Annotated in this window: 12 protein-coding genes; 10 read left to right on the top strand and 2 right to left on the bottom strand. The window is 57.3% G+C overall.

Annotation, left to right across the window (positions count from 1 at the left end):
• Nucleotides 1–80 precede the first annotated feature (80 nt).
• The 9 genes from C173_RS07505 (at nt 81) to C173_RS07465 (ending at nt 16,843) form a co-directional block, all read left to right on the top strand.
• On the top strand, nt 81–1,556 hold the full coding sequence (locus C173_RS07505) for an ABC transporter substrate-binding protein (RefSeq protein WP_036723740.1): 1,476 nt from the start codon (nt 81–83) through the stop codon (nt 1,554–1,556).
• A 250-nt stretch (nt 1,557–1,806) separates the two neighbouring features.
• The gene (locus C173_RS34890; protein WP_081751069.1) at nt 1,807–3,948 is read left to right on the top strand and encodes a beta strand repeat-containing protein; all 2,142 of its coding nucleotides are present in this window, start codon (nt 1,807–1,809) and stop codon (nt 3,946–3,948) included.
• A gap of 445 nt (nt 3,949–4,393) precedes the next feature.
• Nucleotides 4,394–5,329 (top strand): ABC transporter permease, encoded by a 936-nt coding sequence (locus C173_RS07495; RefSeq protein WP_442792618.1) that lies wholly within the window; start codon nt 4,394–4,396, stop codon nt 5,327–5,329.
• A 46-nt stretch (nt 5,330–5,375) separates the two neighbouring features.
• Nucleotides 5,376–6,269: a carbohydrate ABC transporter permease gene (locus tag C173_RS07490; RefSeq protein ID WP_036723737.1), complete on the top strand. Its 894-nt coding sequence runs from the start codon at nt 5,376–5,378 to the stop codon at nt 6,267–6,269.
• A 54-nt stretch (nt 6,270–6,323) separates the two neighbouring features.
• Nucleotides 6,324–7,877 (top strand): ABC transporter substrate-binding protein, encoded by a 1,554-nt coding sequence (locus C173_RS07485; protein ID WP_051477893.1) that lies wholly within the window; start codon nt 6,324–6,326, stop codon nt 7,875–7,877.
• 133 nt (nt 7,878–8,010) lie between these two features.
• On the top strand, nt 8,011–11,541 hold the full coding sequence (locus C173_RS07480) for a carbohydrate-binding domain-containing protein (RefSeq protein WP_036723735.1): 3,531 nt from the start codon (nt 8,011–8,013) through the stop codon (nt 11,539–11,541).
• 138 nt (nt 11,542–11,679) lie between these two features.
• A complete protein-coding gene (locus C173_RS07475) occupies nt 11,680–13,371 on the top strand; it encodes a glycoside hydrolase family 3 protein (RefSeq protein WP_036723734.1) in 1,692 nt (563 codons plus the stop codon).
• Between the two features lie 35 nt (nt 13,372–13,406).
• Nucleotides 13,407–14,747 (top strand): glycoside hydrolase family 88/105 protein, encoded by a 1,341-nt coding sequence (locus C173_RS07470; RefSeq protein ID WP_235191810.1) that lies wholly within the window; start codon nt 13,407–13,409, stop codon nt 14,745–14,747.
• Complete coding sequence (locus tag C173_RS07465) at nt 14,744–16,843, top strand: hypothetical protein (protein WP_036723731.1); 2,100 nt, start codon at nt 14,744–14,746, stop codon at nt 16,841–16,843. Before C173_RS07470 ends, C173_RS07465 begins: the two co-directional genes overlap by 4 nt.
• A 389-nt stretch (nt 16,844–17,232) precedes the next feature.
• Here the strand turns inward: C173_RS07465 and hflX are convergent, their stop codons facing one another.
• Nucleotides 17,233–18,504: a GTPase HflX gene (gene hflX / locus C173_RS07460; protein WP_036723729.1), complete on the bottom strand. Its 1,272-nt coding sequence runs from the start codon at nt 18,502–18,504 to the stop codon at nt 17,233–17,235.
• Nucleotides 18,505–19,078: 574 nt separating this feature from the next.
• Here hflX and C173_RS07455 point away from each other — a divergent pair.
• Entirely contained in the window at nt 19,079–19,873 is a 795-nt protein-coding gene (locus C173_RS07455; protein WP_036723725.1) for a hypothetical protein, read from the top strand.
• 134 nt (nt 19,874–20,007) lie between these two features.
• On the opposite strand, the gene C173_RS07450 is transcribed toward C173_RS07455, so the two are convergent.
• Nucleotides 20,008–22,171: DEAD/DEAH box helicase (locus tag C173_RS07450; protein WP_036723723.1), on the bottom strand; the 2,164-nt coding region annotated here is incomplete at its 5' end.

Below are 22,171 nucleotides of genomic sequence, written 5' to 3'. Positions count from 1 at the left end.
GGAGTCCTCCTTCAGCAAGTCAATAACTGGTATACATTGTAAAACGCGTGAAGTCAGGATGTCAACGCAGGAGGTGCGGTGTGAAAAGGTTACTGTTCTATCTTATTGCCATCTTAGGGTGCGGGCTGGCTATCTACACTTTTGTCTATGACCGCCCGCTGCTGCCGGACCTCACTCAAGGCGAGAAGGCCCTGCCGGAGGCGCAGACCACCCGGGTGAGGGTCGCCCTGTCTGACTGGACGGAGAACCTGGAAGTGAAGAATGCCATCAGCCATTATAATAAAACGAATCCCGATCAGATTGAGATCGTAGTGATGAACCTTGCTACAGACGCCTACGACGATACCTTAAATATGCTGATGACCTCCGGGCAGGGGCCGGATGTGTTCAGTGTCGATAACGCCTGGCTGGCCACTTACGTCAACAAGGGGTATCTTGCTAATCTGTCTGCTGATCTGGATGCCGGATGGCTGTTGCGTTTTCCGGTATGGGCCAGGAAGTACGCGTCCGGCCCGTTGTTCAAGGGCGGAATCTACTTCATGCCCTCCAGTATTGATACCGTGCGTCTGATCTACAATAAACAATTGTTCCGGACCGCCGGACTTGACCCGGAGCAGCCTCCGCTTACCTTCGCTGCACTGGAGCAGGCTGCCCTGCAGATCAGCCGGGCCGGAGCATTGGTCAATAAATACGGCTTCGCGTTGCCCGCCGGGGATAGCCGGGCCAGTCTCCAGGCCGGACTGGAGCTATCGAATACCTACAGCGGTTATTATCTGTATGATTACCGGTCGGGCCGTTATGACCTGAGTGTGTATGCCCCTTGGCTGCAAATGGTACGGGAGATGAAGCAGCAGGGCAGCCTCTACCCGGGGGAGACGCTGCTGAAGCTGAGCAGTGCGCTCCGGCAGTTCGCGGACGGCAATATTGGCATGATGTATGTTACCAGCAAAGATTATGTCAAGCTGCAGGAGTATATGCCTAAGGATGACTGGGGAGTGGCGCTCCCTCCGGCAGCGGAGCTGTCACGGCGCGGTGCCGGGGCCCTGATGATGGTCCCCCAAGCTCCGCTGGTGGTGAACAGTGCGGCGCAGAGCCGGGAGGCTGCGGTGAAGGTCTGGCGTTTTCTTCAATCGAAGGAGTTCCTGGGCATGCTGTATCAGCAGGCGCTCGCCCTCCCGGTGACAGACGGGATTATGGATAAGCCGGGTGCTTCACGCGGGCTACGCCACTTCAGGGAATTCTATCCAACCGCAGCAGAATCGATCTATCCGCTATCCCCGCAGATCATGGACCAGTATGATCCGAATACGGTATCCATGGAGCCGCGTTATTCAGGCGACCGTCCAAGAATGCAGCTGTATCTGCGGATCATCGCGGGGGACATTCCGCTGGACCAGGGACTGGGCAGCGAGAGTGAGCGGCTGAATCAGATGCTGGACATTGCAGCTACCGGGTATTCTTTTCGGCGTGAGGAATATATCTATCCGCAGTTCGATCCCCGCGCCCCGTTATTGGGGGAGAGCCTGCAAAACCGTTCAAGCAGCGGACGGGAATAGAATAGGCTTCTATTCAGGGACCTTTCCAGGCCATTGCGGCTGAGGAGAGGGCCCTTTTGTGTTGTCTCCTATTTATATGGGATGCCTGCCGGAATCTAGCTCTACTGCACACACCGTGCCGGAATCGCAGAATATTACTATATTGATCCATCTTTCTGCTGCTAGCTTCTATGTAGTCAAAAGATAGATTAAGCGAGGAAAGGAGAATCTATCAGGACAATACAAATCTGTCGTTAAAGGAGACTGGGAAATGACTCTACTATCCACAGGACCACTGGAAAATAATGCAGTAGGAGGGGTAAGACCCACCACACAGGTTACGGTCAGAATTGATAACCGCAGCAGCATTTCAGCTTATACAGTATTGGTACAAGGGTATTACATGCTCGGAGGCATTAGAAATCTGTATGTCAGCCAAACGCTGGATGTGGCTGCCAACGAAGCGATAACAAACACTTATTATGCGGATCTGGACGCTTTTGAATTTCTGTTTGTCACGTCTGCCATGACGGATGACCCCATCCAGATTTCGGTGTGGGGCAAGAGCAGCACCGGCCAGCTCGTCACTGCCCACCGGCTGGTCTCGGCTGAACTGCTGGGCGATACTGGTGTAACGGGGGCCACTGGGGCGACTGGAGCAACCGGCGTGACGGGCCCGACAGGCGCAACGGGCGCGGGAGTGACTGGGGCGACCGGGGCAGGGGCGACTGGAGCGACCGGGGCAGGGGTGACCGGTGCGACCGGCGTGACAGGTCCGACAGGTGCAACTGGCGCAGGAGTGACGGGGGCGACTGGAGCAACGGGAGTAGGAGTGACCGGAGCGACCGGGGCAACAGGCGTGGGAGTGACCGGAGCGACCGGGGCAACGGGAGTAGGCGTGACCGGAGCGACCGGGGCAACGGGCGTAGGCGTGACCGGAGCGACAGGAGCAACGGGCATAGGAGTGACCGGAGCGACCGGAGCAACGGGCGTAGGAGTGACCGGGGCGACCGGGGCAACGGGCGTAGGAGAGACCGGAGCGACCGGGGCAACGGGAGTGGGAGTGACCGGAGCGACTGGAGCAACAGGCGTGGGAGAGACTGGAGCGACCGGGGCAACGGGAGTAGGAGTGACTGGAGCGACCGGGGCAACAGGCGTAGGAGCGACCGGGGCGACTGGAATAGGAGTGACCGGGGCGACCGGGGCAACGGGCGTAGGCGTGACCGGAGCGACCGGAGCAACGGGCGTAGGAGTGACCGGAGCGACCGGGGCAACGGGAGTAGGCGTGACGGGGGCGACCGGGGCAACGGGAGTAGGCGTGACCGGAGCGACCGGAGCAACGGGCGTGGGCGTGACCGGAGCGACCGGGGCAACGGGAGTAGGAGCGACCGGGGCGACTGGAATAGGAGTGACCGGGGCGACCGGGGCAACGGGAGTAGGTGTGACCGGAGCGACCGGAGCAACGGGAGTGGGAGTGACCGGAGCGACCGGGGCAACGGGAGTGGGAGTGACCGGAGCGACAGGTGCAACGGGCGCAGGAGTGACTGGAGCGACCGGGGCAACAGGCGTGGGAGTGACCGGAGCGACAGGTGCAACGGGCGCAGGAGTGACTGGAGCGACCGGGGCAACGGGAGTGGGAGTGACCGGAGCGACTGGAGCAACAGGCGTGGGAGAGACCGGAGCGACCGGGGCGACTGGAGCAGGAGTGACCGGAGCGACCGGGGCGACTGGAGCAGGAGTGACCGGGGCGACCGGGGCAACGGGCGTAGGTGTGACCGGAGCGACCGGAGCAACGGGCGTAGGAGTGACCGGAGCGACCGGGGCAACGGGAGTGACCGGAGAGACTGGAGCGACCGGGGCAACGGGCGTAGGAGTGACCGGGGCGACCGGGGCAACGGGCGTGGGGTTGACCGGGGCAACCGGCCCGAATTTGGCAACGGAAGGGTTCTCCGCATTCCTGCCGACGTTCTCGGTCTCGACCAGTACTCAGCTTACCGGCTGGACTGTAACTTCGCCTTACTATGACAGTGCGACATTTAATGAGACTACAGGCAACTACACGATTCCGGTATCCGGCAGATATTCGTTTGAGGCAACCATTAACTACAGCACTACGGCTGCCATCTCGGTTGCATTGGGAGCGGGAATTGATCCGGCTTTTGTAGTGCGGAGAACATCCCCGACAGTAACGGATCTGGTAACCGGATTGTTCCCGCTGCTGAATGTTAACATTGCGCTTCTGCTGTCTCTGCGGACGATCCTGGGTAATGGTACAGTAACATTGACAGGTGAAGTTGAACTGACGGCAGGCGATGTGATCGGCCTCTTCTATGTATCAGATGGATTGACCGTGCCGTTAGATCTTGGAGGTGTCTCTTCGGGTGTTGTATGGTCTGTGCACAGACTGACTTAACCGCTGCAGACTAGTTTAGACCCACAAGCTTCAGCTAAAAGAGCGTTCCACAGCGGTCATCGTGGAGCGCCTTTTTGCATTTTGTCCCTTCGGCTTCACTGCCTTCCGCAAATGGATTCTGGTACGAAAAGCAGTTGGATTTTCAGCACTTACTCATGGACAGAAGCCTTCTTGTAGGGAAGCAGTTGGAGAAACAGCACTTAAAATACAGCCCAAATAGCAGAGTATAGGAAATACATAAAATTAAATGACGTTTATCCAACTAAAACCCGACGGTGATCCAAAACATCCAAATTAAGATGCGTTTATCCAACTAATTTACTCCAAACTCTGTAGGATTTTGAACTTTTATTATAGATGGCCTTATTTAGCATGGAGCCGCCTGCGGGTACACTTAAGTCAGGGAAGAGAGGGACTGCTGAAGGAACACAGGAGGTGGAAGACAATGGTTATGAAGACGAAAAAGAGACACGGGCTGAAGCATCTGCTGAAGCATAAGGTGCTGCTGCTGATGCTGCTGCCGGGCGTAGTATTTTTGCTGATCAACAACTATCTGCCGATGTTCGGAATTGTGATTGCGTTTAAGAATATCAACTATGTGGACGGGATTTTCGGCAGTCCGTGGGTCGGGCTGGATAACTTCAAATTCCTCTTCGCCACCTCGGATGCCTGGATTATCACGCGCAATACGGTGCTCTACAACTTCGTGTTCATTGTGCTTAATCTGGTCTTCGCCGTATCCATCGCGGTTGCCCTGAATGAGCTGAGGAACAAGCTGGCCGCCAAATTCTATCAGAGCATCATGTTCTTCCCCTACTTCCTGTCGATGGTGGTGGTGAGCTATCTGGTGTTCGCTTTTCTAAATGTTGAATACGGTTTCATCAATAAAGGAGTCTTCGCCCTGTTCGGGCTGGATGAGCTGAACTGGTATTCGGAGGCGAAGTACTGGCCGTTCATTTTGCCGCTGATTAATCTCTGGAAAGGGGTGGGCTATGGCTGTGTCATCTATCTGGCGGCGATTATCGGCATTGACAACGAGTACTATGAAGCGGCCCTGATCGACGGTGCCAGCAAGTGGAAGCAGATTCTGCATATCACGATTCCGCTCATCCGGCCGGTCATTATTATTACAACGATTCTGGCGATCGGCGGCATCTTCCGCTCCGACTTCGGGCTGTTCTACCAGACCACACTGAACTCCGGGGCGCTGTACCCGACTACACTGGTCATCGACACCTACGTCTATAACGCGCTGATTAACATGGGTAACCTGGGGATGTCCGCAGCGGCCGGATTATACCAATCGGTGGTCGGCTTTTTCCTGGTCCTCGGCTCGAACTGGATCGTGCGTAAGGTTGACAAGGATCAGGCGGTTTTCTAGCTAAAAGTCTGGCAGCGCACGTACCCTGTAGAAGGAGTGGAAATCCGTGGCTAATAACGAAATATCCCGCTTCACTAATGTTCTCCTCCATATTATTTTTATCATCCTGTCCCTGGCCTGCCTGCTGCCAATTGTACTGGTCTTCATGATCTCTATTACCGATTACGATTACATCGTCCGTAATGGCTATCAATTCATTCCGGAGAAGCTCAGCCTGGAGGCTTACGCCTATATATTCAAGGATTATAGTGTGGTGTTGCGGGCCTATGGCGTGTCCTTCTTCGTCACCATCACCGGAACGCTGGTCAGCGTGTTCATCTCTTCCCTGTATGCGTATCCGATATCGCGGGCGGATTTCCGGTACCGGGGGGTGTTCGCTTTCCTGATCTTTTTCACCATGCTGTTCGGCGGCGGGCTGGTACCGTGGTATATGGTCTACACCCAGGTGCTCGACCTCAAGAACTCCATCTGGGCGCTGGTTGTGCCGATGCTGCTGTCCCCGTTCAATGTGCTGATTATGAAGACGTACTTCCAGATGAGCGTGCCGCCTGCGCTGATTGAAGCCTCTACGATTGACGGAGCGGGGGAGCTAAGGACGTTCTTCCGGATTGTTTTCCCGCTGTCTTTGCCGGTCTTCGCGACCATTGGGCTGTTCAATACGCTGCATTACTGGAATGACTGGTTTAACAGCATGATTTTCATTACCGACACAGACCTCTATTCCCTCCAATATCTCATGTACAAAATGATCTCCCAGGCAGACTACCTGAGCCGCAACGGGGCACTTATTCAAGGCTCGGCCACCGAGCTGGCCAAATTGCCGGGGGAAACGATCCGTATGGCGATGGCGCTGATCGGCATCGGGCCGATTGTGCTGGCCTATCCGTTCTTCCAGCGGTATTTCATCAAAGGACTGACGCTCGGCTCTATCAAAGGCTAACCTCGGAACCTACCGATTAGCATATATCTGTTCCATCAAGGGGAGGAAAAAAGTATGGCAGGTAAAAAAGTCACAGGTCTGCTGCTGTCGCTTGTGCTGATAGCCGGATTCACCCTGGCCGGATGTGCGGGGAACAATGGCAATACAGCGGCGCCTACAGAGAAAACGGGGGAAAGCACCACAGCTCCGGCGGCAACGAAGGAAGCGACAGGAACGGAAGCGGCTGGAACGGAGGCGCCGGGTGCGCTTGCGCCGGTGGAGCTGTCCCTGTATCTGCCCGGCGGACCGGATAAGGATGTGGCGTCCGTAGAGCAGGAGATCAACGCCTACCTGAAGGATAAAATCAACGCCACCCTCAAGATCAACCAGCTAAGCTGGGATAAACCGGCCGACAAGGTCAATCTGATGATCCAGTCCGGCGAGGTGTTCGATATGGTCTATACCTGGAACTTCATGACCAACGCCGCGAAGGGGGCGTATCTGCCGCTGGAGGAGCTGCTGGACACCTATGCCAAGGAGACGAAGGCACAGATTAATCCGGCTTACCTGCAGGCAGCTACCGTCAACGGACATTTGTATGCGGTTCCAACTGAGAAGGAGTTGGGGCAGTCGGTCGGGTTTGCTTTTGACAAGGCGATTGTGGATAAATACGGCTTCGATGTGAACAGCCTCCAGAAGCTGGAGGATATTGAACCGATGCTGAAGACGATTAAGGAGAAGGAGCCAGCCCTCTCTCCGCTGTTCATGAACCATACCGACAGCCTGCACTGGTTCACCGCGTATCCTGACAGCGAGGATCTGGACGGCAGCAATGATATCCCGACCCTGCTTGATTACAAGACGATGAAGGTGTTCAACGAATACGACACACCGGCAATGACGGAGCGGCTGAAGCTGATCCGCAGCTGGTATGAAGCGGGCTATATCAACAAGAACGGCGCCACCGACAAGACCGAGCTGAAGGATGCGGTCAAAAGCGGCAAAGCCTGGTTCGTCTACGGTAACATGAATCCGACCTCCACCAATGACTGGACCCGGCTCGCCGAGAAGCCGATGATCATCAAGACGCTGCTGCCTGTTCAGGTCAGCACCAAGAGTCTGCAAGGCTCCATGCTCGCCATCTCCAGAACCTCGAAGAACCCCGAGCGGGCCATGATGTTCATGAACCTGATTCACACCGATCCGGTGCTCTACAACCTGCTGACCTTCGGCATTGAGGGTAAGCACTATAAGAAGCTGGAGAACAATACCGTGGAGTTCATTGCGGACAGCGGCTACAACTCCGTATCCTCCTGGATGATCGGCAATGTACTGCTGAACTACCTGAATAAGGATGAGGATCCGAAGCGCGTGCAGCTCTATACGGACTGGAATAAGAACGCCACCGTGTCGCCGGTGATCGGATTTGTCTTCGATTCGACCAAGGTGCAGTCACAGATTGGTGCCCTGATCAATATCACGAAGCAGTATAAGAACACCCTGTTCTCCGGGGAAAAGGACCCTGAACCGGTCCTGAAGGAGATGAACAGCAAGCTGAAGGCCGCAGGCCTGGACGCTGTGATTACGGAAATTCAGAGTCAGCTCGACGCTTTTCTGGCCGCCAAATAAGCAGTAGAGGCCATAGCACGCCCGGTACCCGGCAGCAAGCAGTCATAGCGGCCGCCTGCGGCAGGTACCGGGTATTCTCTTTCGCTAATCCAGCCTTTGGGGAGCCCCTATCTGATCAAGAGAGGGTGTTACTATGCGAATTCAGAGAATCACAGGCAAATTGCTCATTGCAGCTCTGGTATGGATGTCCGCCTCATTGCCCGGAGTACAGATCAGCTCCGCCGAAATGCCGCCTGCACAGGCGGTTATTGAAGACAGCGAATCCGCTGCGGTGTTCCCGCCTCCGGGGTCTGCGGCTGAACCGTTACCTGAGAGTACACTCATTGCAGCCAGTACAGTCACAGAGGATACCTACCAGCCGTCTCCGCTGCTCTGGCAGGTGGGCGAGCAGGATAACAGCTCCGCAGAATTTACAGTGTATCAGGATGTGTACAGTGAGAATATTACCCTCCCCGTCAATCCCCTGAACTGGAATACGATCTCCCGCGGCATGAAGCTGGACCGCAATGCGGCGATGGAGCTAAGCTTCAATCTTACGGAAGTCCCCCTCTATGGTGTGGAGTTCAGCTTCAAGGTACTGGATGCAAGCACCGCAATTCCGCAGCTGGCCGTATTCACCAATGGCAGCTTCAGCGGGCTGATTCAGATTACCGGGCTGAACGACGGAGAGACCCCCCTTACTAATACATGGAAAGAAACCTATAGACTCTATATTCCCTCAGAACAGCTGAAGACCGGCAGCAATAAGCTGAAGCTGACCGTGGACCGCGGGCTATACGCTGATCCGCAGTCGCCAGGATATGACGGTGACAAGTATCTGTGGTTCGAATGGGATTATCTCAGGCTGGAATCATTGACTGAGCCGGCTGCCGAGCCTATCCACGGACGGTATGTCCACCTGGGAAGCACGATTGCCGCCTCGACCTTCCGGTATGACGAGCATGCGATCCGCCATCTGGCCCCGATGGCCAAGTGGCTGGGCATTGCCTATAGCGGCAACTGGATGCGCACCTCCTTCTGGTCCGATACCAGCGCAGGCTGGGACCCGCAGGGCCGCAAGTATCTGGAGACGCTGCGCGACCTCAACCTTGCGCCAATGGTTAATATCATCGGCGGCAACTGGAAGACTAACAGCGAGCTGGCAGCAGGGACGATCAGCTCTGCGCTGAGGAGCTATTACAGCGGATTTGTCAGCAAATTCGGTGGTCTGTACCAGTATGCCGAGACAGGCAATGAGCCGGGATTGTTCGGCTGGGCACAGAAGGCGGTGCTGGCGCTTCATGAAATGATGGACGAGGAGAGGCAGACGAACAGCCAGCCTTACTTGAAAATTGTTGCTCCCGGGTGGGCCTACTGGCCGTATAACGGCACCCCAGACGGCTGGGAACGGGATGCTGCCCAGCGTGCGCCGATTGAAGCGCTGTCGGATGTGACCAACGGACACAGCTATGGCGGGACCGGCGTCCAGCCGTTGCCGGGCGGAAGCCTGTATGAGAATCTGCGGGTGTACAGTGATTCAGAGGAAGGCTTCGGCAAAGAGATGGCCATGAGCGAGACCGGCAGCAACGACAATCATTCCGACAATACGAAATACGGGACGTATGCTTACAGGTTCGCTTCTGCTTTTGACCGGGAGCTGCGGGGGAATATCGGTTATGCTGACCATATTATGCAGCACGCGGCCTTCTTCAATGACGGGACGGAGTTTGGCCTGTTCAATTCAGCGATCAACTGGAACACACACCGTTATGAGGATACAGCAGCGGTCCCGGCTAATATCAATGAATCCGGGGAGACCCGGCTGAAGACGTTCCGCAGATTGGCCGCCGCTTACGCCACCCATGGAAGCCCGCTGGGCTACGAGGTACTGAATGCAGCTGAACTGACCGGGCTGAAGGCGTATTTCCGCGCAGTGGATACCTCGGCGCTGGGGACTACAGCCATCGGGGCTTCGTCCGATAAAATCCTGCTGAACTTCGTGAATTTCGAGAAGACGCCGGTCACGATGCAGGTCCGGGTTGCTATGCCGTCCAGCGGGGTGTATTCCGGGGAGCGGTTCGGTCCAGGGGAGACGTACGCCGCCGCCTACTCCCGGGTGGAGCTTACGGCAGATCCCTACCTTACCCTTACAGTGGCACTGGACGCGGGAGAGACGGTCCAGTATATCCTTGATGAGCAGGACAACACGCTGCCTGCTTCTCCGGGCAATCCTGCGGCAACAGCCGTAAGCCATGAGCAGATCCGGCTAACCTGGACGGCTTCCACAGACAACGCTGCTGTCGTCAGTTATAACGTCTACCGTGACGGCGGAGCGGCTCCGGTGATGAATATTCCGGGACGGTTGACCTTCTGGAATGACTATACCGTAGCGCCGCAGACCACTTACAGCTACACAGTGCAGGCCGTGGATGACTCCGGCAATGCATCGCCTCTTAGCACAGCCGTATCAGCGACTACACCGGTCATGCCGATTACACCGCATGCCGCAGGAGATCCGGCCAAGTTCGAGGCCGAAGCTACCGCCTTTGCCTTGCCACTGAAGACCGGCAATAACAGCAGCGCCTCAGGCGGCAAGGTCGTGGAGCAGACGCACAGCGGAGGCTTAACGATCCAAGGCTTCCATTCCGAGAATGGTGGCAGCTACACCTTAACAATTGTATACGCTTCCAATGAGGAATCGAAGAAAAATATTCTCGTGAACGGCGTGAAACAGTCCACAATAACCCTGCCTTCTACGGGAAGCTGGACCGCGAATCTGACCGCACGGCAGTATGGGATTACCCTCCAGCCGGGCTATAACATGATCAGCTTCACCTCCGCCGGGAAGGGGGCAAATCTCGATTATTTCAGGCTGGAGGAAGGGCTGTATGTTCCCCTCTCCCACTGGTATCCGGCCGCACATGATCATCCTTACATTGACTATACCGGGTTCGAGATTGCACCGAATGGTGTCTCCCATGTGACCTATGCGGAGGATGCCACGGCTGCCTTCAGCTTCAATGGCATCGGTGTCCGCTGGAGATCGGATATCAAGAGCGATATGGGCAGTGCGGATGTCTACGTCGATGGAGAATATAAGGATACTATAGTCATTCCGCAGGCAGGGCTGGAGGGCGATCATAAAATCGTCTACGAGCTGACGGGCCTAGCATATGGGCTGCACCGGATCGAGATTGCAGGCAACGGCGGAAAGGTGATGGTCAGCGGGCTGGAGTACGAGAGCTACGAGTCTGTATTGCCCGTACCGGGACCGGATCTGACGGTGACGGATATCGGCTGGCATATTGTGAACAGCGACGGCAGCCCTTCCGCGCACAGCACACCGCAGCTGGGCGACTCCCTGATCTTCTGGGCCAAAGTGAAGAACATCGGCGTCCGTCCCACACCGCTGAATGCCTCGACCGGACTCGGACAGATTACCGGCGGCGCCTTCTCGGTTAACGGCGGAGTGGTCTCGTGGACGGACACGAATACCAGTGTGATTCAGCCGGGCGAGGAGATAACATTGACGGCTAACGCCAGTGCGCAGGGCACTCCCCGGTGGACGGTGCCGACCATCGGCGAGTTTACGGTCAGCTTTTTTGTGAATGATATCTGGCGGTATGCGGAGATGAACAAGGAGAATAACAAGCGGGCACGGGCGCTGGAGATCAGCCTGCCCTGACGGGCTAATCAGCCGGTTGGCGGATCGGTGCAGGCAGTTTGTAGAATTTTGAACTTATATTATAGCTGGCTGTATGTAGAGCAGCTTCGTGATCCGGTACACTGGATTTAGAACAGAACCTGCCGGGAGGAGCCTTAAATGATGCAGAAGCCGTTAAGCAAGGAAGAACAGGAATGGGTGGAGGAGACGCTTGAAGCGATGAGCCTCCGTGAACTGATCGGGCAGACGATGCAGGACCATGCGGGCAGGCTGCCGTTCAAGGGGGATGATGAGGCCGCTCTCCGCCGGTATCTGGAGCAGTACCCGGTGGGCAGCTTCTTCATCGGCGGGGAGGTTATTCAGAAGGCCGCAGGCAAAGCGGAGGATTACCGGGACTGGGCGGGACTGCTGCAAGGTATCAGCAGGTTCCCGCTGCTGTTCTCCGGTGATCTGGAATTCGGGGCAGGCTCGGCGGTGAGGAGTCTCACGGCCTTCCCTCCGCTCCTCGCGCTTGCGGCAGCAGATGATGAAGCCTTGGCATACGAATACGGCAAGTATACTGCGCTGGAAGGCCGGGCGGCCGGGTTCACCTGGGCGCTGGCCCCGGGCACCGATCTGCTGCTGAATTGGATGAATCCCGTCATTACGACCCGTTGCCTGGGAGATGACGCCGGGCGGGCGGCGCGCCTGTCCGCCGCTGTCATGCGGGGCATGCAGGAGCATGGCCTTGCGGCCTGCGCCAAGCATTTTCCCGGTGACGGGGTCGACTACAGGGATCAGCATATCATTACTACGGTGAACAGCTTATCTGAAGAGGAATGGTTCTCTACTTACGGGCAGGTGGCCGGGGAGATGATCAGCCAGGGGATCATGTCCTATATGACCGGACATATTGCCCTTCCCTGGATCGAAGACGGGGCAGGCGGTGCTGGATCGGGGCCGGTCCCGGCAACCGTCTCGGAGCGGATTACAACAGGACTGCTGCGGGAGCGGCTTGGCTTCGACGGAGTGGTGTTGTCGGATGCGCTGGATATGGGCGGATTCTTATCCTGGGGAGACTATACGCAGCGCATCATAGACTGCTTCAATTGCGGTACTGATGTGCTGCTCTGGCCGGGAGTGCGGTACTTTGCGGTGATGGAGCAGGCGGTGGAGGACGGACGCGTCAGCCGGGAACGGCTGAAGGCCAGCGTCCGGCGGATTCTGGAGCTGAAGGCGCGGCTTGGTGTGCATGCTGCCTGCGCCGGGGGAGAGGACACAAGGGCTCAGCCGCTGCTGGACGACAAGCTGCCGCCTGATCTCGACCGGCAGGTGAGACAGTTCAGCCGCGAGCTGGCCGGGCGCTGCATTACCTTGGTCCGCAACCGCACCGGCCAGCTGCCGCTGAATCCGCAGGAGGTCCGCCGGGTACTGGTCATCATGATGAACAAGGTGACGGAGGGGCGCAGATATGAGCGGATGAATCTTTTTGTGGAGCAGCTTAAGGCCAGGGGGCTGGAGGTCGATATTCTGGATGAATTCGAGCCGCTGACAACGCTGCGGAAATGGGAGCAATCGGGGGTCCGCTGGGATGCCGCCTTCGCCCCCTATTTCCTTCCGCTGCACGGAATGATGAATACTGCCCGTCCGGTGGGGGAAGCAGCCAAAGCCATCTGGGCCATGCAGCATGCGGAGACAGTCCGGCCGATCGGTATTTCGTTCGCTACGCCATATCTGCTGCAGGATATTCCGTTCCTCGATACGTTGGTGAATGCGTATTCTCTGCATGAAGATACAGTAGAGCTGACGGTTAAGGCGCTGTTCGGGGAGATTCCGTTTCAGGGAAGCTCCCCGGTGAAAGCGGAGATTTGAGAGGGCGATTACGGTTCAGGGAGGCTTCAGACGTCTTGAGTGCGAAACAGGAATCAGAGGCAAAACGGGCAGCGGGCAGGCAGCGGGAACTGGAGGCGAAGCTGCGCCAGATCTTTGAATATATGCGTCTTGAACGGCATCAAGGGAATTGGGGAATGGATATTAACCACTGGGACTGGGTGCCCGGTGTCGGGGTCATCTCTATGCTTGAATATGGCACAGGGACTGGTCAGGATGAGGTGACGGATTACCTGCTGCATTGGATGAACCGGAATAAGCAGAAGGCCGAGGGGGTTAGGGTTATCAATTCCCTGGCGCCCTACGCGCTCTTTCCTGAGCTGTACCGGCTGACCGGGGACCCATGGTTGCTCAGCCGGGCGCAGGAGGTTGCCGCATGGATGCTGGAGACTGCCCCCCGGACCCGGGAAGGGGCGCTGGAGCATACCGTGACAGAGGCCGTGGAATTCCCGGAACAGGTATGGGCCGATACGGTGTATATGGCTGTGCTGTTCCTGGCCCGGCTTGCCGGTCTGACCGGCGACCAGGAGCTTGCTGCCGCCGCCGTGCAGCAGACCTTGCAACACCTTCGGCTGCTCCAGGACCCGGCGACGGGGCTGCTATTCCATGGCTGGAACAGCCGGGCAGGCAGCCATATGTCGGCAGCCCGCTGGGCCCGGGCCAATGCCTGGGTGGCACTTGCGGTCCCGGAGATTGTGGCCGGGACCGCAAGCCTGACTGCTATTCCACAGGAGCTGTACAGCCGCTACCGCAGGCTTGCTTCTGCCCTGCGGCAGGCGCAGGGGGCCGGCGGCTTGTGGTATACGGTGCTCGACCGGTCGGATTATTACGAGGAGACCTCGGCAAGCGCCGGTATTGCCTGCGGCTTCCTGAAGGCGGTGAAGAGCGGACTGCTGGAGGATGCCTATCTGGAGAGCGCGGAGGCGGCACTTGCGGGGATTCTTCCGCTCATCCGCGAAGACGGTGAGGTGCAAGGGGTCTCGGGAGGCACTCCGGTCATGCCGTCGATAGCGGCCTATAACACCATTGAGAGATATCCGGCACTGTATGGGCAAGGGCTGGTGATGCAACTGCTGACAGAGGCATTGGATCTGAAGGAAATGAAGCACCGGCTTGAGAGGCAAGAGCATGAGGAGCGTCAGGAGCACCAGGGGCGACAAGAGGGCCAGGGGCGTGAAGAACGTGAGGAGCGACAGGGACGACAAGAGGACCAGGGGCATGAAGAACATGAGGAGCGTCAGGGAGGACAAGAGGACCAAGGGCATGAAGAACATCCAGAGCGTCAAGGGGGTCAGCGACGTCAGGAGCAATCTGAGGGGATAGGTTCATTAAATGTTGAAGGGGAGGCAGGGGGATGACGGTGAAGGATAACGCAGAAGCTGCGGGTGGAGGGCTGGATCAGCGGCAACGGCTGATTCATAAGGTGACCGGACTGGAATCCCGCTATGACTCGGCCATTTGCATGCTGCGCTCCCCGTTCAGCAGCCCGGGGTATCATACGACACTGAAGCAGGCGGAGTTCATCCACTCCACCAGAGACTCGCTCAGCTATGCGCTTGGACTGCTCGACACGGAGCTGGCCTGTTATGAAGAGCGGGCATTCGATATTATCCGGCAGGTCATCTCCTTGCAGGATACGGAACCGGTGCATGATACCTTCGGCATCTGGTCCTGGTTCTATGAGGAGACGCTGGACCAGATGGCTCCGCCGGACTGGAATTGGGCGGACTTCTGCGGCAGCCGACTGGTGCAGGCCCTTTCGCGCCACGGCCACCGTTTCCCGCACGATCTGCGGGAAGCAGCCGTCTTGTCCATAGAGTGTGCCTGCGAAGCCATTATCCGGCGCAATGTCGGACCGGATTATACCAATATTGCGATTATTGGCGCGTTCGTGACCAGAATTGCCGGGGAGAAGCTGGGGCGTAAGGATTATGCGGACTATGGGCTGGAGCGGCTCAGGAAGCTGCATGCTCATACCCTGAAGCATGGGGCTTTTCAGGAATATAACAGCCCAATCTACACCTACATTGCCATTCTGGAGCTGTCGAAGCTTCAGTCCGAGACCTCGGACAGCAGGGTTAAGGCATGGACCAGAGAGCTGCTAGAGCTGACCTGGAGGACCGTGGCCGGGTATTATCACCCCGCCACGGCCCAGTGGTCCGGCCCGCATTCCCGCTGTTACGGAGTGCTGCTGGAGGACCAGAGCAAGGCGTTTCTGCAACTGGCGACAGGAGGAGCCGTGATGTTCTTCCCATGGGAGGAGCTGCCCTACGAAGAGGAATGGTATATGAGCGGCATTCATTGTCCCCCTGCCTATCTGAAGGGCTTCAAGGTTCCTGAGACGAAGGAGATAAGGCAACGCTTGGAAGGGGAGGAGAAAGGGCAGGAGCAGGGGACAGGGAAAGAGCGGAAGCGGGAGTTGGGCCAGGAACAAGGGCGGGATCAGGAATGGGATCAGGAGCGGAATCGGGAGCAAGGTCGGGATCAGGTGCGGAATCGGGAGCAAGGTCGGGATCAGGTGCAAGGTCGGGATCAGGAGCAAGGTCAGGGTCAGGTGCAAAATCAGAATCAGGGGTATGACGGCAAGTGGGCGGTCACTTATATGACTCCGCAGTGGAGCATGGGCTCCTTCACCCATAGTGATCTGTGGAACCAAAGACGGCCGCTGCTGATCTATGCCAATAATAACGGACAGCCCTCATATCTCCGGCTCCGCTGCCTGCATGACGGCTATGACTACTGCTCCGCACGCTTCCAATCGCTGCAGGAAGCAGGCCATGTGCTGTTCGGGATCGATTTCATGACAGATGGCGGGGATACCCATCCGAATCTGGACCGGACCGGCGGTGTGATTGCGGCTTCGGACCTGCGGCTGCGGCTGGAGGTTGGCGGCGCTCTGGAGGGAGTTACAGCCGCATTAACAGAAGAAGGTACGGTTATCACCATTGCAGGAACGGAGTTTCGCCTGACAACCTGGTTCGCGGCATTCAGCGGGCAAGCGGATGCAGGCAACCGATTGGTGTGGGAATTTCATAAGGCAGACGGCCGGATGAATATCGATATGATTCTCTACGCCGGTCCGCGCAGGATGCTGGACTTCACCTCCATGCAGCAGGCTGCGCTGGTGTTCTCTCTGGCGGCTGGGGAGGAGTGGAGATTGAACTCTGCCCCGCTTCTGGAGCTGACGGATGAGGGCGGGCTGCGGGTAAGCAGCGGCGGAGAGTACAAAGGGAGCAGAACGCAGGGAGTTGCAGGAGGGAAGGCGGCGGGAGCGAATAAAGTCAACGAATGGAATGAAGCGAATGAAGTAAATGAAGCGAATGAAAATGATGAAACGAATGCTGCGAAGGGAGAGCGGGGTGTAAGAGTCGTGAACAGCATGAACAGCATGAAAAGTATGAAAAGTATGAAGGGAGGTTTCGTACTTAACCTGCGGCCCGCTCCGGGAGAGTAGCTGATCACCGCTCAAAGGCTGAATGTATGCGAAATACCGAACACAATTTGCTGGTACAACAGCCGATGACCAAATATATGTGAAAAACCGAATACAATGGGTGAGTGCGACGGCACATGAACCAAATGTATGTGATAAACCGAATACAATTTGCTGGTACAACGGCCGATGACCAAATGTATGCGGAAATCCGAATACAATCGGTGCTGCTGCGATGAGGGTTGGGCCCCATGCTCCGCAGCCCGTAACATTTTAGAGATCCTGCAAAATGTGCAACAATATTGCCCAGTATCGTTCACCCGCAGGGTAATTTGATCCTATAACCTCATGGACAACGCAAGGAGCTGGCCCCGTATTGCGGGGACCAGCTCCTGTGACTTTCAGCGATTTTATTGTGGCAGCTCTACAAAATCATCTCTGAACCGCTCGTAATCGGCGGCCCGGCATTCCAGCTTCAGGCGTGTGCCCTGCTCTTCGTAGCTGACGGACTGCACATCGGCATGTTCGTTGAAGTAGGAGACAATGCTGCCCCGGTCGAACGGGACCAGGATCTCACACTGTACATAGTCGGTGAAGATGCGGCTGCGGATCAGAGTGACCAGCTCGGCGATCCCGCGGTTTTTCTTAGCAGACAGGGTTACAGAATTCTCCTCCACCTCCGGGTAAGGGTCCTCCCTCAGATCAGCCTTGTTGTAGGCGTACAGGGTAGGGATTCCGTCAGCGCCCAGCGCCTTCAAGGTCTCATTCGTTACCGCCATATGCTGCTCATGCTGCGGATCGGCAATATCGACGACATGAATCAGCAGATCGGCTTCCGTAACCTCCTCCAGGGTCGAGCGGAACGCCTTCACCAGATGATGAGGCAGCTGGCTGACGAAGCCTACGGTGTCGGTTAACAGGAAGGTCTTGTGATCGGGCAGCACAATGCTGCGCACTGAGGTCTCAAGCGTCGCGAACAGCATATCCTTGGCGAGCACGCCTTTGCCCGAACCGGGATGATAGGTCTCCACCAGGGTGTTCATTAAGCTGGACTTGCCGGTGTTGGTGTAGCCGACCAGACAGACCACAGGCACCTCATTCTTATGCCGCTGCTTACGCTGGATCTGACGCCTTGCGACCTGCGTCTGCAGCTCTAACTGAAGCGCCGAGATCCGCTCTTCAATCCGTCTGCGGTCCAGCTCCAGCTTCGTTTCCCCAGCTCCCCGGTTCTTCAAGCCGGCCCCGCCGCCCTGTCTGCCGAGAGATTCGCGCAGGCCGCTCAGGCGGGGAAGCATATATTGCAGCTGTGCGACCTCTACCTGCAGCTGGGCTTCCTTGGTCTTCGCCCGTGAGGCGAAGATATTCAGAATCAGAATGGTCCGGTCAATAACCTGGCGGTCCAGGGCGGACTCCAGATTGCGGATCTGGGAGGGGGACAGCTCATCGTTGAAAATAACGATCGGTGCTTCATGCTGCTCCATCAGCAGCGCAAGCTCCTGGATTTTGCCGGTTCCGATGTAATGCGAGGGGTTCACCCGGCTGGATTTCTGGCTAAGCTCAGCCACGACCTCAATCTCGCAGGCGGCTGCCAGATTGCGCAGCTCCTCCATCGAATAAGCGAAGTTCGTGTCGTTCTGCAGCTGCATGCCGACGATAACGGCTTTCTGTAGTATGGGTTCCATATATAGATCAACCTCCATAGTGTAATTTGAGCATCAAAAAAGCACAGGCAGTCTGCCTGTGCTAACAGTAGGTGGAGGAACAACAGAATAAAGTCTGGTATAGCCCGCTGCGCGGGAGCAGCTATACGGCCATGCTTGCCATAGACACCATGAAGGTTCAAGCGGCAAGGGTGAAGAGCCCCGGCAGCTTAAAAAGGTATAGAGCTAATCCTCCCGGTAAACACAGAATCTGGCGGAGCGGATACAGGCCTTATTGGGCACAGGGTACCGGTTCCGGGAATCAGTGTACGGGTTGCGGATTAACAGGTGTATGCTATGGGTTACGTGTTATGGACAGACTTATCCTGAGTCCTCTGCACAAGGCAGAGCTTTCGCGCTATGGGAAAATAATTAGCCGCGCAAAGTGCGAATCCGGATATAGTCTATCACACGCAACCCTCCGTTCTAAAAAAGTTACATTGATTTTAGCACAGTGTCTGTGAATTGACAACTGCCATGGTCTGTCAATCGACCAGAAACTTCCAATTATTTCTGCATATCCTATTGAATACAGCTCTAACGGAGGGTGATAACTATGCCTATACTGACAACCAATATGTTAACAAAGAACCCTACCCCGGGAGCAGGACTCATCAATCAGGCAGTAGTGAAGGTAGTAAACAATGGGATGGCTCTGGGATCGGTCTATTTGACTGGTTACAACAACGATGTAAGTCCCTCAACGCTGTTCGCGCAGGAGTTGTTCGAGTCGAACTATCGGGAGGTTGTGACCAAAACGTATAATATTACGCAGAATTTTTTCCAATTCAATATCTCCTACTCCCAGGAGCAGGTACGGGTGCGGATCTTCCTTGTGGACAGCAGCGGGCTCTGGAGTCCCGTTACCCTGCAGCCCGTGGCGCTTAGCCGGATTACCTCAGAGTTTCGTAACAATATCCCCGTAACGAGCAGCGACACCGCAGCCATCAGCTTCCGCAGAAGCACTACGATCGCGGTTCCTGAAGCAGTGGCCGCCGAGATCGTTCCAGACGGGCTGGAGATTCTAGCCTCTACCCCTATCCGCTATAAGGTGATAGCCGGGGGGACCGTGAATGGAACTTTTGTGAATTACCCTACGCCGACTACGGCTATTCCAGTCACTGAAACAGCGCTGCTGGTGAACTATACCTGTACAACAGTCACCGGCGGACGTGTGCTGACTCAAGGCATCGGCTCCGGCATATCCGGAGCCTACCAGAATGTGGCGGTGAATCTGCTGAATCAGCGGCTCGCCTACGATCTTCAGCAAGTGCCGGTCACGCTGGTGGTCAGCTCGCTTGCCGGTGAGGATAATGTGGCGGCTACCTTCAGAATGTCCGAGCAATGGTGAAGGCCGAAGGGTGAAGGTCCAGTAATGCCACGCTGGCTGACTGGTAATAGACCGATGCCAGACCGATGCCAGACTGATGCCAGACCTGTAGCAGATAAAAGATAGCCGGAACAGGCGGTATCCACAGTGGCGGGTTATCCCACCCATTCCCGGCGCAGCGTGAACAGATCCTTCAGCGCGTCTGTGGACAGCTCGGTGATCCAGCCCTCGGAGCCGGAGATGACGTCGTCGCTGAGCTGCTGCTTGCTCTCCAGCATCTCGTCAATCTTCTCCTCCAGCGTGCCGAGCGAGATGAACTTATGCACCTGTACATCCCGGGTCTGGCCCATGCGGTAGGCACGGTCAGTGGCCTGGTTCTCCACCGCCGGATTCCACCAGCGGTCGAAATGGAACACATGGTTGGCGGCCGTCAGGTTGAGGCCGACTCCGCCCGCTTTGAGTGAGAGGATGAATACATTCGGCTGATCGGACGTCTGCGCTCCGGCGGCTCCATCTGCAGCGGCTTCGCCCGCAGGCAGCGGGGGAGCCTGGAACCGCTCAATCATGCGGTCGCGCATGCTCTTCGGCGTGCTGCCGTTCAGGTACAGCACCGGTTCCTGAAGCTCCTGCTGAAGTACGGCCTGGAGCATTTTACCCATGCCTACATACTGGGTGAAGATCAGGCAGCGCTCGTTCTCCTCGCGCAGCTCGCGCACCATCGCGAGCAGCCGTTCCAGCTTGGCGGAGCGTTCGATCAAGGAGGTGGTGTCCAGAGCGCTGTCGTCTTCCGGCTCAGGCAGTGCCTCCTTGGTTAGCAGCATCGGATGGTCACAGAGCTGCTTCAGGCTGGTCAAGGCGGCGAGAATGGCCCCCTTGCGTTCGATGCCCTCCAGCTTCTGCATCCGTTCAAGCAGGCTGTTCACGTTCTGATCGTAGAGTGCGGCCTGCTCGGCCGTCAGGTTAATGTAGGTCTTCATCTCATTTTTATCCGGGAGATCTAGCTGGATCGCCGGGTCCTTCTTCTTGCGGCGCAGCATGAACGGCTTGACCAGCCGCTGCAAATCAGCGGTCCGCTCGGCATTGCGCTCCTTCTCAATGGCATTTGCGAACCGGTCCTGGAACCCCTTCGGGCTGCCGAGATAACCCGGTGTGATGAAATCGTAGATCGACCACAGCTCGGACAGCCTGTTCTCAATCGGCGTACCAGTCAGGGCGATCCGGTGCAAGGCCGGGAAGCTGCGCACGGCGGCGGACTGCTTCGTTCCGGCGTTCTTGATATTCTGTGCTTCATCCAGGCATACGGTTGCCCAGGTGAACTGCTTCAGCAGCTCCTGGTCCAGTGCAGCGGTAGCGTAAGAGGTAAGCACAACATCCGCCTGCGAAGCCGCGCCGTAGAAATATCCGGCATCCAGCCGCCGGCTTCCATAGTGAAGCATCACATTCAGGGAAGGCGCGAAGCGCTGAAGTTCCTTCTGCCAGTTGCCCAGCACGGAGGTTGGACAGATGATCAGCGAAGGCCAGCCGGCCGGCTCGGTCTGCCGCCGGGCCACGGGTGCGCCGGAAGCTGCGGCTTCCTCCTCCTGCTCCTTCAGATGGAGCAGGTAGGAGATCAGCTGCACCGTCTTGCCAAGCCCCATGTCATCGGCCAAGCAAGCGCCCAGCCCGAAGCGGCGGAGGAAGACCAGCCAGGCGAAGCCCTCATGCTGGTAGCTTCGAAGCTCGGCATGCAGACCGGCCGGCACCTCCGGCTTCGGCCACTGGCTACGCTGCCCGAGCTGTCCGATCAGCTTCAAGAGGTGCTCGTTCAGTTCGACCTCCAGCCTGACGCGAACCGCTTCTTCCTCGGCACGCTGCGCTTCCGCTTCCTCCGAATCGCCGTCTGCACCTTCGTTCAGTAGGTGCAGCTGCAACACATCCTGGAAGGACAAGCCGCGCGACTTGTCCATCCCGGCCATAGCCCGCTGAATCTGCGCCAGCAGCGCAGGGTCCAGCGGAATCCACTTGCCGCGGAACTGGACGAGGCGTTCCCCGCGCGCTACGAGGTCGGCGAACTCCGCCTCGGTCAGGTCGGCGTCGCCGATGGAGATGCGCCAGTCGAAATCGACGAGCGCATCCAGGCCGAACAGCGACTGCCCGCGGCTGCCCTCAGCCGTGCCGGAGCTGATCTTCGCGCGCAGGCGCGGCTTCCTGCGGCTGGCGGCTTCCCACCATGCCGGCAGCAGCACCTGCCAGCCCGCCTCCAGCAGAGCGCGGCTGTCGGCCGTAAGGAACCGCCACGCGACCTCGTCGCCGAGCGGCTCTGCCAGCACATCGGCGCCG

The sequence above is a fragment of the Paenibacillus sp. FSL R7-277 genome (genome assembly GCF_000517965.1).
In the GTDB taxonomy this organism is placed as follows: Bacteria; Bacillota; Bacilli; order Paenibacillales; family Paenibacillaceae; genus Paenibacillus_AQ; species Paenibacillus_AQ silagei.
Note: the sequence above shows the minus strand (reverse complement) of the source record. Positions and strands in the feature narration are given on the sequence as shown.